Here is a 13,210-nt window from a genome sequence, read left to right as displayed (position 1 = left end):
TTTGGACGAGATGTCAACCCCGTGACCTGCGACGATGGGGTGTCCCGGCCGACGAGGGGTGGGTCGGCCGTGTTAGCCTGGGTACAGCGAAAGGGGCCAGAGGACACATGGTTTTCAAGGTCGGAGAGACCGTCGTCTACCCGCACCACGGTGCCGCGCTCATCGAGGCGATCGAGACGAGGACCATCAAGGGCGAGGAGCGCAAGTACCTCGTCCTGAAGGTCGCCCAGGGTGACCTGACGGTTCGCGTCCCCGCGGAGAACGCGGAGGTCGTCGGCGTTCGTGACGTCGTGGGCCAGGAGGGGCTGGACAAGGTGTTCGAGGTGCTGCGCACCCCGCACACCGAGGAGCCCACGAACTGGTCCCGCCGGTACAAGGCGAACCTGGAGAAGCTGGCGTCGGGGGACGTCAACAAGGTGGCCGAGGTCGTGCGTGACCTCTGGCGCCGCGAGAAGGACCGCGGGCTGTCCGCAGGCGAGAAGCGGATGCTCGCCAAGGCGCGGCAGATCCTGGTCAGCGAGTTGGCGCTGGCCGAGGGCACCGACGAGGAGCGGGCCGAGGCCCTGCTCGACGAGGTGCTGGCCACCACCAACGCGTGAGCGTCGCGGCGGTCGTCCCGGCCGCCGGTTCGGGGACCCGCCTCGGCGCGGGTGCGCCGAAGGCGTTCGTCCCGTTGGCCGGCGTGCCCATCGTGGTGCGTGCGGTCGACGGGCTGCTGGCGTCCGGCGTGGTCGACGAGGTGCTCGTCGCCGTGCCCGCCTCCCTGGTAAACCAGGCCGAGGAGCTGCTCGCCGGTCGCCCCGTGCGGGTGCTGGTGGGCGGCGCCGAGCGCACGGCGACGGTACGCCGTGCCCTGGAGTCGCTCGAAGCCCGCGCTGCCCACGGCGGTGAACGAGCGGTGACCCCGGAAGGTCACGCCGACATCGTCCTCGTGCACGATGCGGCGCGGCCGCTCACCCCGCCCGCGTTGATCGCGTCGGTGGTCGAGGCGGTTCGCGCGGGCCATCCGGCCGTGGTGCCCGTGCTCCCCCTGGCGGACACGGTGAAACAGGTCGTCGGCTCGCACGTCGAGTCCACGGTCGACCGGTCCCGGCTGCGCGCGGTGCAGACCCCGCAGGGCTTCACCGTCGACACGCTGCGGGCCGCCTACGCCCAGTCCGGTGTGGACGCCGTCGCCACGGACGACGCCGGTCTCGTCGAACGCGTCGGCGGCACCGTGCACACCGTTCCCGGCGATCCGGCGGCCTTCAAGGTCACCACGGCCTGGGACCTGCGCATCGCCGAGCTCCTGCTGGAGGGGTCGTGAGAACGGGCATCGGGACGGACGTCCATCCCGTCGAGGCCGGGCGGCCGTGCTGGATCGCCGGGCTCTGGTGGGAGGGCGTCGACGGGTGCGCGGGCCACTCGGACGGGGACGTCGCCTGCCACGCCCTGTGCGACGCCCTGCTGTCGGCCGCGGGCCTGGGTGACCTGGGCGCGGTGTTCGGCACCGGCAGACCGGAGTGGTCCGGCGCCAGCGGCCTCGCCCTGCTCGGCGAGGTGCACCGCCTGCTCGTCGCGGACGGCTGGCGGGTCGGCAACGCCGCGGTCCAGGTCATCGGCAACCACCCCAAGATCGGCGCCCGGCGCGCCGAGGCCCAGAAGGTCCTGGGCGAGGTCCTGGACGCGCCGGTCAGCGTGAGCGGCACCACGACGGACGGCCTGGGGCTGACCGGCCGCGGCGAGGGCATCGCGGCGATCGCGACCGCCCTGCTCCTCCCGGACCCGGGACACTAGGGGCGCCGGCTCAGGACTCGAACATCGTCCGCGTGCGTTCCCGGACCTCCTCCGGGGTCAGGTCCTCCGTGCGCTGGGACACCATCCACTGGTGGCCGAACGGGTCGGTGAACCGGCCGCCGCGTTCGCCGTAGGGGTGGTCGGCGATCGGGAACCGCACGGTGGCGCCCGCCGCCTCCATGGCCGCGCCCACGGCGTCGGCGTCGGAGACGTAGAGGGCCTGGATCGTCGGCGTCGGCGGGTCGTACTCGTCGGCGTCCTTGACCGCCCAGACGGCGGCGCCCGCCCGCAGCAGGGCGTGGACCACCGTGCCGTCCGGCGCGGTGTAGTGCTCGACGAGCTCGGCACCGAAGGCGCGCCGGTAGAACGCGATGGCCTTGTCCGCGCCGCGGACGACGAGGCGGGGGTGGAGCTGCTCGTAGGTCGTCATGCCGCCCAGCGTGCCGGGCGGACCGTCCGGCGTCGTGGAGGAATGTGATGCAGACCTGCCGCGGTGCCGGTACCAGGGCGTCCGTACTCTGGTAAAGGTGAGCGTCCGACTCTTCGACACCCTGACCAGGAAGCAGCGCGACTTCGTGCCGCTGCGGGCCGGAGCCGTGTCGATGTACGTCTGTGGCGCCACGGTGCAGGGCCTGCCCCACATCGGGCACGTGCGCAGCTCGCTGAACTACGACGTGCTGCGCCGGTGGATGACCCGGCGGGGCTACGACGTCACGCTGGTCCGCAACGTCACCGACATCGACGACAAGATCCTCCGCAAGGCGAGCGAGGCGGGTCGGCCCTGGTGGGAGTGGGCGGCCACGCACGAGCGCGCCTTCTCCGCGGCGTACGACGCGCTGGGCTGCCTGCCCGCGAGCCTGGAGCCGCGGGCGACCGGGCACGTCACCCAGATGGTCACCTACATCGAGCGGCTGATCGAGGGCGGGCACGCCTACGCCGCGGGGGGAGACGTCTACTTCGCCGTGCGCACCTTCCCCGGCTACGGGCAGCTGTCCGGCCAGAAGGTGGACGACGTGGCCCAGGGCGAGGGCGAGTCCGCCACCAAGCGGGACCCGCTGGACTTCACGCTCTGGAAGGGCGCCAAGCCCGGTGAGCCCGCGTGGCCCACCCCGTGGGGCGAGGGCAGGCCCGGCTGGCACCTGGAGTGCTCCGCCATGGCCACCACCTACCTCGGCCCGCAGTTCGACCTGCACGGCGGCGGGCTGGACCTGGTGTTCCCGCACCACGAGAACGAGCGCGCCCAGTCCCAGGCCGCGGGCGACCCGTTCGCGAACTACTGGCTGCACAACGCCTGGGTCACCATGGGCGGCGAGAAGATGTCCAAGTCGCTCGGCAACACCCTGTCGATCGACGCGCTGCTGCAGCGGGTCCGCGGCGTCGAGCTGCGGTACTACCTGGTGGGGCCGCACTACCGGTCCGCGATCGAGTACTCGGACGCGGCGCTGTCGGAGGCCGTGGCGGCCTACCGCCGGATCGAGTCGTTCGTGAACCGGGTGACCGAGCGCATCGGCGCGCCGGAGATAGCGGACGAGGTGCCCGCGGAGTTCGCCGCGGTGCTCGACGACGACCTGGGCACGCCGGGCGGGCTCGCGGTCGTCCACACGACGGTGCGAGACGGCAACGCCGCCCTGGACAAGGGCGACCGGAAGACCGCCCTGGCCGCGGCCGAGGCGGTCCGCGCGATGACCGCGGTGCTCGGTGTGGATCCGCTGGATCCGCGCTGGCGCTCCGGCGGCACGGACACCGCGGCCGTGGGTGCACTGTCCTCGCTGGTCGAGGAGATGTTGGAGCGCCGCCAGGCGGCGCGCAAGGCCAAGGACTTCACCGAGGCGGACGCCGTGCGCGACCGCCTGCTGGCCGCGGGGATCAGCGTCGAGGACGGCGCCGACGGTCCCACGTGGTCACTCAAAGACGACTGAGCAACCGAAGAGCAAGGGATCATGGCCGGCAACTCCAAGCGCCGCGGTGCGGTGCGCAAGGAAGGCACGAAGAAGGGCGCCGTCGTCGGCTCGGGCGGACAGCGGCGCAAGCAGCTGGAGGGCAAGGGACCCACCCCGCGCGCCTCGGAGCGCAAGGGGCATCCCGCCGCGCGCCGGGCCGCCGCGAAGGACCGGGTCGCGGGCCGCCGCGGCGGCGGTCGGCGACCCCAGGACGGGGACGTCCCGGAGACCGTGCTCGGGCGCAACCCCGTGCTCGAGTGCCTGCGGGCGGGCGTGCCCGCGACGGCGCTGCGGGTCGCCGTCGGCTCCACCGGTGACGAGCGGGTGGCCGAGTCGGTGCACCTCGCGGCGGACCTGGGCCTGGCGATCCTCGAGGTCGAGCGCAACGAGCTGGACCGGATCTCCGGGGGTGCCCTGCACCAGGGCATCGCGCTGCAGATCCCGCCCTACTCCTACGCCCACCCGGACGAGCTGCTGGAGGCGGCGACGGACTCGGGGAACCCGGCGCTGATCGTCGCGCTCGACGGGGTGACGGACCCGCGGAACCTCGGCGCCGTGGTGCGTTCGGTCAGCGCGTTCGGCGGACACGGGGTCGTGGTGCCGCAGCGGCGGTCGGCGGGCATGACCGCGGTGGCCTGGCGGACCTCGGCGGGTACCGCCGCCCGGCTGCCGGTCGCCCGCGCCACGAACCTCACCCGGACGCTGCGCGAGTACGCCCAGACCGGGCTGATGGTGGCGGGCCTCGACGCGGAGGGCGACGTCACGCTGGACGAGTTCGACCTCGCCACCGACCCCCTGGTGATCGTGACCGGGTCGGAGGGCAAGGGCCTGTCGCGGCTGGTCCGCCAGTCCTGCGACGTGACGGTCTCGATCCCGATGGCCGGGCCCGTGGAGTCGCTGAACGCGTCGGTGGCCACCGGCGTGGTCCTCGCCGAGGTCGCCCGCCGCCGTCGCCTCGCCCGCTGACCCCCGTGAGCGGCGGCCGGGGGCCGGCTGGAGCGGAGCGACGGGGCGGGTGAACGGAGTCGCCGGAGCGACCATCGCCACTCACGACCTGACGACGCAGCCGCGGGCCGGGTCGGTGGACGCGAGGATGACCGCGTCCAGACGGTCCCTGGTCGCGGTGAGCTCCGCGATCTGCCGGTTCAGGCGATCCCGCTCCGCGGCGAGCCGGGCGCGGGACTCCGGCGTGCTCTCGTTCGCGTCGATGCACGGCATGAGGTCCGCGATGGTCTTCGACGACAGTCCGGCCTGGTAGAGCTGCTGCACCAGCCGAACCCGGTCGACCGCGTGGTCGGGGTAGCGCCGCTGCCCGCTCGCGGTGCGCTCGGCGGTGAGCAATCGCGGCCTCGGCCGTGCCTTCGCCGAGGCCCTCGTCGAGCGCGGCGCGAAGGTCGACGCGACCGCCCGTCGTCCGGAGACCGTCGATCTCGCCGGGGTCGAGGTCCTCCCGCTCGACGTGACCGACCCGGCGTCGGCCGCCGCGGCGGCCGAAGCGGCCCCGGACGTGACCCTCCTGGTGAACAACGCCGGGATCTCGACCGGGCAGGGGCTGCTCACCGGGGACCTCGCGGAGATCCGCCGCGAGATGGAGGTCCACCACTTCGGCACGCTGAACGTCACCCGCGCCTTCGCGCCGGGGCTGAAGGGGCTGGTCAACGTCCTGTCCGCGCTGTCCTGGTTCTCGTTCCCCGGAAGATCGCCCCGGCCGAGCTCGCCCGACTCGCGCTCGATGCCGTCGAGCGCGACGAGATCGAGGTCGTGGCCGACGAGTGGAGCGCCACGGGCAAGAAGGCCCTGCAGGATCCCGGGGTCTTCACCATGTCGTGAGCGGCGATAGTCGCCATGGCGACTATCGCCGCTCACGGCTAGGTCGCGCGCACCGCGCCCCGCCGCCGCCCGACCACCCGACAGACCAGGTAGCTCAGGAACGCCAGGGTGGCCACGTACCCGCTGATCGGGAGGCCCGGGGCCAGGGACAGCAGGGTGCCGCCGAGCAGCGAGAGCTCGGCGATCGCGACCGCCAGGATCGTGGCCCTGACCGGGCTCGCGGTGACCCTGGCCGCCGCGGCGCCCGGGATGATCGTCACGGACAGCACCAGGATCGCGCCGACGATCGGGACGGCCAGGGCGGTCGTCAGGGCGACGAGGACGGCGAACAGCGGGGACAGCATCCGGACCGGGACGCCGCGGGCCACCGCGACGTCCGGGTCCGCGCTGGCGAACAGCAGCGGCCGGTAGATCACCGCCAACACGGCGAGCACCACGACCGTCACCCCGACGAGAACGGCGATGTTGCCGCTGTCCACGGACACGATCGAGCCCGTGAGCAGGCCGAACTTGTTCGCCGCCCGGCCGTCGTAGAGGGCGAGCAGCAGGACGCCGAGCCCCAGCCCGAACGCGAGCACGACGCCGATCACGGAGTCCCGCTCGCGCTGGCGCAGCCCCAGCAGGCCGAACACCAGCCCGGCGATCGCCGCGCCGACCACGGCCCCGACACTGACCGAGATCCCGGCCAGCAGCGCGGCGGCACCACCGGTGAAGGCGAGCTCGGCCGTGCCGTGCACGGCGAAGCCCATCCCGCGGGCGACGATCAGCGGTGCGAGCGCGCCCGCGACCAGCCCGAGCACGGCCGCGGCGAGGAACGCGTTCTGGACGAAGGGCAGCCCGAGCAGCTCCCCCACACCGTCGAACGAGATCAGGCGGTCCACGCCGCCTCCCCGCCGATGGTCGGCTCCGCGAGCTGCGCCTCCGCGTGGTGCGCGTGCTGGTCCTCGGCCCCCACGACGACGAGCCGGTTCCGCACCCGCAGCACCTCCACGTCGGTGCCGTAGAGCTCGGAGAGCGTCGCCGAGGTCATCACCTCGTCCGGCGTGCCGATCCGGAACCGGCCGCCCACGAGGTAGAGGATCCGGTCGACGAGCGGGAGGACCGGGTTGATCTCGTGCGTCACGAACACCACGGCCGTGTCCGCGGTGCGCCGTCGCGCGTCGATCAGCGCGCTGACGACGCGCTGGTTGGCGAGGTCCAGGGAGAGCAGCGGCTCGTCGCAGAGCAGCACGGACGGGTCGCCGACCAGCGCCTGGGCGACCCGCAGCCGCTGCTGCTCGCCGCCCGAGAGCCGCCCGACGGGCTCGTTCGCGTACCGGGTGGCGCCGACCGACTCCAGCGCCGCGGCGACCCGCTCCCGGCGGGCCCGGCGCCCGCCCAGGCCCAGGCCCCAGCGGTGGCCGTCGAGTCCGAGGCCCACGAGGTCCGCCGCGCGCAGCGGCAGGTCCTCCGGGAGCGCCTTCTGCTGCGGCACGTACCCGATGCCCCCGCCGCCCCGCCGCGCGGGCGCCCCGCCCACCAGCACCTCGCCCGCGACGAGGGGCTGGAGGCCGAGCAGCACGCGCAGCAGGGTGGTCTTGCCCGATCCGTTCGGACCCAGTACCGCCAGGAACTCACCGGGTCGGACGTCGAGGTCCAGCCCGTCCCAGAGCTGCCGGGCCCCGAAGCGGACCGAGGCGCCGCGCAGGGACACGGCAGGAGTCATGGCCGCATTGTTCACGCCGCCGTTCACGCCGCGCGGTTCAGGGCTCCGGTCAGCGCGTCCAGCTGGCCGGTCTGCCAGGCGACGTAGGAGTCGACGCCGTCCGGCAAGGTCTCGCTGAAGGGCACGACCGGAACGTTCGCCGCGGTCGCCGCCCGCTCGACCTCCTGGGTCGACGCGCTCTCCGTCTGGCTGTTCGACACCACGACCTTCGCCGTCGGCACGACCTGCAGGGTCTCGGCGAGCACCGCGGCCGCGGGGTCGTTGCCCTCCTCGACGGCCTCGGAGAAGGCCTCCGGGGTGATGTTCCGCAGGCCTGCGGCGTCGGTCAGGTAGAGCGGCACCGGCTCGGTCACGGCGATCGCCTGGCCGTCGTGGGTCGCCTTGATGGCGTCGACCTTCTGCTGGAGGGCGTCGAGGTCCGCGCCGAAGGCCTGGGCGTTGGCGGTGTAGGTCGCGGCGTGGGCCGCGTCCTTCGCCCCCAGGTCGGTGGCCAGCTGGTTCGCCACCGTGCGGACGGTGCCCAGGTCGTACCAGACGTGCTCGTTGAACTCGCCGTGCGCGTGTTCCGCGTGCTCCTCGGGGGACTCCCCGGCGTGCGTCTCCTCCTCGGCGCCCTCCAGCCCGGACAGCGTGACGGCGTCGATCACCGTCGGGTTCGTGCCCGCGGACGCGACGAGCCGGTCGGCGAAGGAGTCGTACCCCCCGCCGTTCTTGACGACGATCGCGGCGCGCGCCACGGCCGCCGCGTCCGCCGGGGTGGCCTCGTACTCGTGCGGGTCGGCCGAGGGCGAGTCGATGATCGACCGCACCTCGACGAGGTCGCCGCCGACCGCCGTCGCGATGCTGCCGTAGACGTCGGTGGACGCCACGACGACCGGCTTGGCCGCCTCGGCGGGGGCCGCGGTGTCGGTGGACGAGCCGCAGGCCGCGAGGCCGAACAGGGCCGTGACGGCCAGCAGGGTGGTGGGGACTCGCGTTCTCATCGTGCTCCGTATCAACCTGTGCGCATGGTTTTATTGAAAACCGTTGTCAGTTCACTCTAGCGGGTGGGGTACCGACTGCCCACCACGGACGGCTACCTTTCGGGGTGTGAGCGGTCCCCCCCACGTCAGACGGCCCGCGACGCTGGCGTCGCTCGCCGCGGAGCTGGGCGTGTCCCGCACCACGGTGTCGAACGCCTACAACCGCCCGGACCAGCTCTCCGCGCCCCTGCGGGAGAAGGTCCTCGAGGCGGCACGCAGGCTCGGCTACCCCGGCCCCGACCCGGTCGCGCGCTCGCTGCGCACCCGCCGCGCCGGCGCCGTCGGGCTGCTGCTCACCGAGGCGCTGTCCTACGCGTTCCGGGACCCGGTGGCCACCGGCTTCCTGGAGGGCCTCGCGCTGGCCTGTGAGCAGGCCGGACAGGGGCTGCTGCTGGTCCCGGTGAGCCCCGAGCACGCGGACGTGGCCGCGGTCCACCAGGCGGGCGTGGACGGGTTCGTCGTGTACTCGGTCAGCGAGGACGACCCGCACTTCCGGGCCGTGCTGGAGCGGCCGGTCCCCACGGTGATCTGCGACCAGCCGATCGGTGTGGAGGGCGTCGACCGGGTGAGCGTCGACGACCGGGACGGCATGCGGGCCCTCGGCCGTCACCTGACCGGCCTCGGGCACCGCCGGATCGGGGTGCTCTGCATGCGGCTCGGCCCGCAGCGCCAGGACGGCCCCGCCTCGCTCGCGCGGCAGCAGGAGACGTCCTACCCCGTGCAGCGGGAGCGGATCAGCGGGATCCGGGACGCCCTGGTCGAGGTGGGCGTGGACTGGGCGAGCGTCCCCGTCGTCGAGCGGTTCGAGCACAGTCCGGAGGCGGGCGCCTCCGCCGCGGCCGAGCTGCTCGCGGGGCACCCGGACGTCACCGCCCTGGTCTGCACGTCGGACGTCATCGCCATCGGGGCCCTGCAGTGGGCCGCCGAGCAGGGGATCGACGTGCCGGGCAGGCTCACGGTGACGGGGTTCGACGGCGTGCCGGAGGCGGACCGCCTCGGGCTCACCACCGTGCGGCAGCCGGTGCGGCGCAAGGGGCAGGTCGCGGGCGAGCTGCTGCTCGAACGCGGCGACCGGAACACCCCCAAGTACGTCGTGCTGCCGACCGAGCTGGTCGTGGGCGCCACGAGCGGGCCCGCTAAGAAGCGCGAGGAGTTTTTCTCCGGCTGGTGAGCTCGGCCAGCACGGTCGACAGCTCGGCGGGGTCGGTGACCCGGTGGGCGGCCGCGGTGTCGCCCTCACCCACCTTGACGCCGACGTCCCCGGGCCGCAGCCGGGTGAAGACCGTCTCGTCGGTGGTGTCGTCCCCTGCGAAGAACACCCGCGCGCCGAACCGCTCGCGCAGCGCGTCCACCGCCGTGCCCTTGCTGACCTGCAGCACGGCGAGGTCGATCACCGACTTGCCCTCGATCGCGTCGACGCCGTCCCAGGTCGCCGGCCCGCGGCGGACCGCGTCCAGCACCTGCTCGCCCACCTCGGGTGCGGCGTTGCGGACGTGGACGGCGAGGCCCGCGGGCTTGTGTTCGAGGGTGACCCCGGCCGCGCCCTCGACGAGGTCGGTGAGCGCCAGGGTGAGCTTCTCCTTGAGCGCCTGCTGCTCCTCGGTCAGCAGCGGGGTGTCGCCGTCGAGCAGGCCGGGGCCGAACTCGCCGCCGTGGCTGCCGACCATGAGGACCGGCGGCCCGAAACCCGAGACCGCCGCCAGGTCGGCGAGCCCGCGCCCGGACACCAGCACGACGTGCGTGTCCGGGGCCTCGGCCAGCGCGCGGACGGCCGCGGCGGACTCGGGCAGCGGCCGCGCGTCGGACGGGACGGGCACGATGGGGGAGAGCACCCCGTCGAAGTCCAGGGCGACGAGGAGCGGACCGTCCAGGCCGTCGAGATCGATCACGTGTCCAGCCCCAGCGCGGACAGGAACGACCGGGCCCACCGGTCGACGTCGTGGCTCATGACCTGTTTGCGCAGCGTGCGCATCCGCTTGCGGCCCTCCTGGGGTTCCATGGTCAACGCCTGGTAGAGCGTCTCCTTGACCCCGTCGGTGTCGTGCGGGTTGACCAGCAGCGCGCTGGTCAGCTCCACCGCGGCGCCCGCGAACTCGCTGAGCACGAGCACCCCGCCCAGGTCGTGGCGGCAGGCGACGTACTCCTTCGCGACGAGGTTCATGCCGTCCCGCAGCGGCGTCACGAGCATGACGTCCGCGGCGACGAAGAAGGCGGCCAGCTCCTCCCGCGGCAGCGACTGGTGCAGGTAGTGCACCGCGGGATGGCCGATGTTGGCGTACTCGCCGTTCATCCGGCCGACGGCGAGCTCGATCTCGTCCCGCATCTTCTGGTAGTGCTCCACCCGCTCCCGGCTGGGGGTGGCGAGCTGGATCATCACCGTGTCCTCGACCTGGACCCGGTTCTCCTCCAGCAGCTCGTGGAAGGCGCGCAGCCGCACGTCGATGCCCTTGGTGTAGTCCAGCCGGTCCACGCCGAGGATGACCTTCGACGGGTTCCCGAGGTCCTCGCGGATCTGCGCGGCGCGCTTCTGCACGGCGTCGGTCCGGGAGAGCTCGTCGAGGTGCTTCGAGTCGATCGAGATGGGGAAGGCCCCGAGCGTGATCGTGCGGCGGCCCACGGTCACCTCGTTGGTCTTGTTGCGGACCGTCCCGGCGCCCGCCAGCCGGGTCGCCAGCCAGCGGAAGTTGCGGACCCCGCCCGCGGTGTGGAACCCGATGACGTCCGCGCCGAGCAGCCCCTCCACGATCCGGGTGCGCCACGGGAGCTGCATGAACAGCTCGACCGGCGGCATCGGGATGTGCAGGAAGAAGCCGATCTTGAGGTCCGGGCGGAGCTCGCGCAGCATGCCGGGCATCAGCTGCAGCTGGTAGTCCTGGATCCACACCGTGGCGCCCTTGGCCGCCACCTTCGCGGTGTACTCGGCGAAGCGCTCGTTGACCGTGACGTAGGCCTGCCACCAGTGCCGGTGGAAGGCGGGCGGGGCCACCACGTCGTGGTAGAGCGGCCAGAGGGTGCCGTTGGAGAAGCCCTCGTAGTAGTCCTCGACCTCCTGCGCGGTCAGGTTCACCGGGTGCAGCTGCAGGCCGTCCTCGACCAGCGGCTCCACCTCGACGTCCGGCACGCCGGGCCAGCCCACCCACGCGCCCTCCCGGGCGCGCAGCATCGGCTCGAGGGCGGTGACCAGGCCACCGGGGCTGCGCTTCCAGCGCCGACCCCCGTCGGGGAGCTTCTCCAGGTCCACCGGCAGCCGGTTCGCGACGACGACGAAATCGGGCGGGGGAAACTTCGTACGGGCCATCGGGTCCTCCCTGCCGGTCACGCTGCCGTTCTGCACTGGGACCCTACTGACCGCCGGCGGGGTTCGCGGGATCTGAATCGTCCGCAGTGACGTCGACCGCTCGGCGGCGCGGCCGGAACAGGAACTCCCCGAACGTGACCCCCGCCGCGAGCGCGAGCCCCGTCGCCAGCGCGATCGTGACGGTGACCAGGCCCTCGGACAGCCCCTCGACGGCCAGTTGGTAGAAGCCGCGGTAGGCCGAGTAGCCGGGCAGCAGCGGGGTGATGCCGGCGAGCGTGACGACCAGGCTGGGCACCTGCGCCGTGCGGCGCAGCAGCCCCGCCAGCGCACCCACACAGACCGCCGCGACACCCGTGGCCGTGACCGCCCCGACGTTCCCGAGCTGGGTCAGGGAGCTGAAGACACCCCAGCTGATCGCGCCGGACCCGGCCGCGACGGCCAGGCTGCGCAGCGGCGCGTACCCGGCGAGCGCGTACCCGGCCGCGGCCACGGCGCCGAGCACGATCGCGAGGCTGAACCGCCCGACGGACACCGACACCGACCCCGCGACGTCCAGCGCCACCCCGACCGCGAACCCGAACTTCAGCCCCAGCACGACGCCGGTGAGCAGCCCCGCGGACAGCAGCGCGACCTCGGCGACCCGGCCGGCCGCCGTGACGTAGTAGCCGGAGATCGCGTCCTGCACGGTGCCGACCACGGACAGCCCGGACAGCAGCACGGTGATGCTCGCCGCGACGACCAACGACGGTCGGGTGCCCGGCGGGAACAGCCCCGCGGCGAACAGCCCGACGGTCGCCGTGGTGGCGAGCAGCCCGCCCATGAGCTGCTGGAAGAAGGCGGGCAGCCCCCACCGGCTCAGCACCCGGCCGACCCGGTCGATCGCGCCGGTGACGAGGAAGGCGGTCAGCGCGGTGACCGGCCCGCCGCCGAGCAGGAAGGCGATCGCGCCCGCGAGCAGCCCCCACCCCGCCGTCGCCGCCCAGCGCGGGTAGGGGTGCGGGGTCTCGATCGCCTCGTCGACGGCCACGGCCGCCGCCCGCACGTCGAGCGTGCCCGACTCCAGGTCCTCCACGACCCCGTCGACCTTGGCCAGCCGGGTGAGGTCCAGCGTCCGGTACCGGACCAGCCGCATGGACGTGACCGGGCTGGCGGCGTTGCCGCGGTGGCAGCAGATCGTGATCGAGGTGAACGTGATGTCCACGTCCACGGCGGGCAGGCCGCACGCCTCCGCGAGCCGCAGCATGAGGTCGGTGACGACCGCGACGCTCTCCCCGCTCGACAGCTGCACCTCGCCCACGCGCATGCAGAGGTCGAGAACCTCCTGGACCCGTGCGTCGTCCGGCACCTGCGGGCCCACCATGAGCATGGGCAGCGTCGGGGGCCCGGGGGAGAGCAGCCGCTTCGCGTCCCGCCGCAGGGTCGCACGCAGCCGGTTCGCCAGCCGCTCCGCGGGATTGAGCTCGTCGACCACGCCGCCAGGCTGCCATCCGACCCGCGGGCTCTACACTCGGGGCCGCCCGGTCGAGCGGCGGGGCACGCCGGTGTAGCTCAGTGGTAGAGCAACCGCCTTGTAAGCGGTAGGTCGTCGGTTCGATCCCGACCTCCGGCTCCCTCTGACCTGCGCAGATGGAGATCCATC

General features: G+C 73.4%; 14 protein-coding genes, 1 tRNA gene and 1 pseudogene. 8 read left to right on the top strand and 8 right to left on the bottom strand.

All coding sequences use genetic code 11. The annotated features are described in order from the left end of the window. Positions 1-107: 107 nt before the first annotated feature. Genes BLS43_RS12400 through ispF form a run of 3 tightly spaced genes read left to right on the top strand, consistent with a single transcriptional unit; the run spans position 108 to position 1,776 of the window. Positions 108-599 carry a CarD family transcriptional regulator gene (locus tag BLS43_RS12400; RefSeq protein ID WP_093083048.1) on the top strand — a complete coding sequence of 164 codons (492 nt, stop codon included), beginning with the start codon at positions 108-110 and terminating at the stop codon, positions 597-599. Next, entirely contained in the window at positions 596-1,306 is a 711-nt protein-coding gene (ispD, locus tag BLS43_RS12395; protein WP_093083045.1) for a 2-C-methyl-D-erythritol 4-phosphate cytidylyltransferase, read from the top strand. The genes BLS43_RS12400 and ispD overlap by 4 nt, the downstream gene beginning before the upstream one ends. Then, on the top strand, positions 1,303-1,776 hold the full coding sequence (gene ispF, locus BLS43_RS12390) for a 2-C-methyl-D-erythritol 2,4-cyclodiphosphate synthase (RefSeq protein ID WP_093083040.1): 474 nt from the start codon (positions 1,303-1,305) through the stop codon (positions 1,774-1,776). The genes ispD and ispF overlap by 4 nt, the downstream gene beginning before the upstream one ends. A gap of 10 nt (positions 1,777-1,786) precedes the next feature. Here the strand turns inward: ispF and BLS43_RS12385 are convergent, their stop codons facing one another. Beyond that, entirely contained in the window at positions 1,787-2,206 is a 420-nt protein-coding gene (locus BLS43_RS12385) for a VOC family protein (RefSeq protein WP_093083037.1), read from the bottom strand. Positions 2,207-2,303: 97 nt separating this feature from the next. Here BLS43_RS12385 and cysS point away from each other — a divergent pair, with 97 nt between their 5' ends. Next, complete coding sequence (gene cysS, locus BLS43_RS12380; protein ID WP_093083034.1) at positions 2,304-3,695, top strand: cysteine--tRNA ligase; 1,392 nt, start codon at positions 2,304-2,306, stop codon at positions 3,693-3,695. 21 nt (positions 3,696-3,716) lie between these two features. Then, complete coding sequence (gene rlmB, locus BLS43_RS12375; RefSeq protein WP_093083030.1) at positions 3,717-4,682, top strand: 23S rRNA (guanosine(2251)-2'-O)-methyltransferase RlmB; 966 nt, start codon at positions 3,717-3,719, stop codon at positions 4,680-4,682. 81 nt (positions 4,683-4,763) lie between these two features. On the opposite strand, the gene BLS43_RS12370 is transcribed toward rlmB, so the two are convergent. Next, positions 4,764-5,057, bottom strand: coding sequence for a MerR family DNA-binding protein (locus tag BLS43_RS12370; RefSeq protein WP_093083027.1), 294 nt, complete (start codon positions 5,055-5,057; stop codon positions 4,764-4,766). Here BLS43_RS12370 and BLS43_RS12365 point away from each other — a divergent pair. After that, on the top strand, positions 5,050-5,556 hold the full coding sequence (locus BLS43_RS12365) for an SDR family NAD(P)-dependent oxidoreductase (RefSeq protein ID WP_245707454.1): 507 nt from the start codon (positions 5,050-5,052) through the stop codon (positions 5,554-5,556). The genes BLS43_RS12370 and BLS43_RS12365 overlap by 8 nt on opposite strands. 28 nt (positions 5,557-5,584) lie before the next feature. Here BLS43_RS12365 and BLS43_RS12360 read toward each other — a convergent pair whose 3' ends face one another. From BLS43_RS12360 to BLS43_RS12350, 3 genes and pseudogenes are all read right to left on the bottom strand, one after another. Beyond that, entirely contained in the window at positions 5,585-6,427 is an 843-nt protein-coding gene (locus BLS43_RS12360) for a metal ABC transporter permease (RefSeq protein ID WP_093083022.1), read from the bottom strand. Beyond that, positions 6,415-7,179 (bottom strand): annotated as a pseudogene (locus BLS43_RS12355) (metal ABC transporter ATP-binding protein); the annotation flags it as partial. The gene BLS43_RS12360 and the pseudogene BLS43_RS12355, both read right to left, overlap by 13 nt. A gap of 95 nt (positions 7,180-7,274) precedes the next feature. Further along, the gene (locus BLS43_RS12350) at positions 7,275-8,234 is read right to left on the bottom strand and encodes a metal ABC transporter solute-binding protein, Zn/Mn family (RefSeq protein WP_093083017.1); all 960 of its coding nucleotides are present in this window, start codon (positions 8,232-8,234) and stop codon (positions 7,275-7,277) included. 106 nt (positions 8,235-8,340) lie between these two features. Between BLS43_RS12350 and BLS43_RS12345 the strand changes: the two genes are divergently transcribed. Beyond that, entirely contained in the window at positions 8,341-9,444 is a 1,104-nt protein-coding gene (locus tag BLS43_RS12345; RefSeq protein ID WP_093083013.1) for a LacI family DNA-binding transcriptional regulator, read from the top strand. On the opposite strand, the gene otsB is transcribed toward BLS43_RS12345, so the two are convergent. From otsB to BLS43_RS12330, 3 genes are read right to left on the bottom strand one after another with little or no spacing between them, the layout of a single operon-like run. Further along, positions 9,410-10,162, bottom strand: coding sequence for a trehalose-phosphatase (gene otsB, locus BLS43_RS12340; RefSeq protein ID WP_093083008.1), 753 nt, complete (start codon positions 10,160-10,162; stop codon positions 9,410-9,412). The two genes, BLS43_RS12345 and otsB, sit on opposite strands and share 35 nt — an antisense overlap. Further along, positions 10,159-11,571, bottom strand: a complete 1,413-nt coding sequence (locus BLS43_RS12335) for an alpha,alpha-trehalose-phosphate synthase (UDP-forming) (RefSeq protein WP_093083551.1) — start codon at positions 11,569-11,571, stop codon at positions 10,159-10,161. Before BLS43_RS12335 ends, otsB begins: the two co-directional genes overlap by 4 nt. A gap of 43 nt (positions 11,572-11,614) precedes the next feature. Continuing rightward, positions 11,615-13,042 carry a threonine/serine exporter family protein gene (locus BLS43_RS12330; RefSeq protein ID WP_237195751.1) on the bottom strand — a complete coding sequence of 476 codons (1,428 nt, stop codon included), beginning with the start codon at positions 13,040-13,042 and terminating at the stop codon, positions 11,615-11,617. 66 nt (positions 13,043-13,108) lie between these two features. Here BLS43_RS12330 and BLS43_RS12325 point away from each other — a divergent pair. Beyond that, positions 13,109-13,180: transfer RNA gene (locus BLS43_RS12325), tRNA-Thr, on the top strand. The last annotated feature ends 30 nt before the right edge of the window (positions 13,181-13,210 follow it).

Origin of the sequence: Pseudonocardia oroxyli (assembly GCF_900102195.1) — a bacterium.
GTDB classification, from domain to species: Bacteria; Actinomycetota; Actinomycetes; order Mycobacteriales; family Pseudonocardiaceae; genus Pseudonocardia; species Pseudonocardia oroxyli.
This window is presented reverse-complemented; position numbering and strand designations above follow the sequence as displayed.

Coding starts and splice junctions, on each gene's coding strand:
- BLS43_RS12350 (WP_093083017.1), bottom strand. CDS start 8,234: ATGAGAACGCGAGTCCCCACCACCCTGCTGGCCGTCACGGCCCTGTTC.
- BLS43_RS12335 (WP_093083551.1), bottom strand. CDS start 11,571: ATGGCCCGTACGAAGTTTCCCCCGCCCGATTTCGTCGTCGTCGCGAAC.
- BLS43_RS12385 (WP_093083037.1), bottom strand. CDS start 2,206: ATGACGACCTACGAGCAGCTCCACCCCCGCCTCGTCGTCCGCGGCGCG.
- rlmB (WP_093083030.1), top strand. CDS start 3,717: ATGGCCGGCAACTCCAAGCGCCGCGGTGCGGTGCGCAAGGAAGGCACG.
- BLS43_RS12400 (WP_093083048.1), top strand. CDS start 108: ATGGTTTTCAAGGTCGGAGAGACCGTCGTCTACCCGCACCACGGTGCC.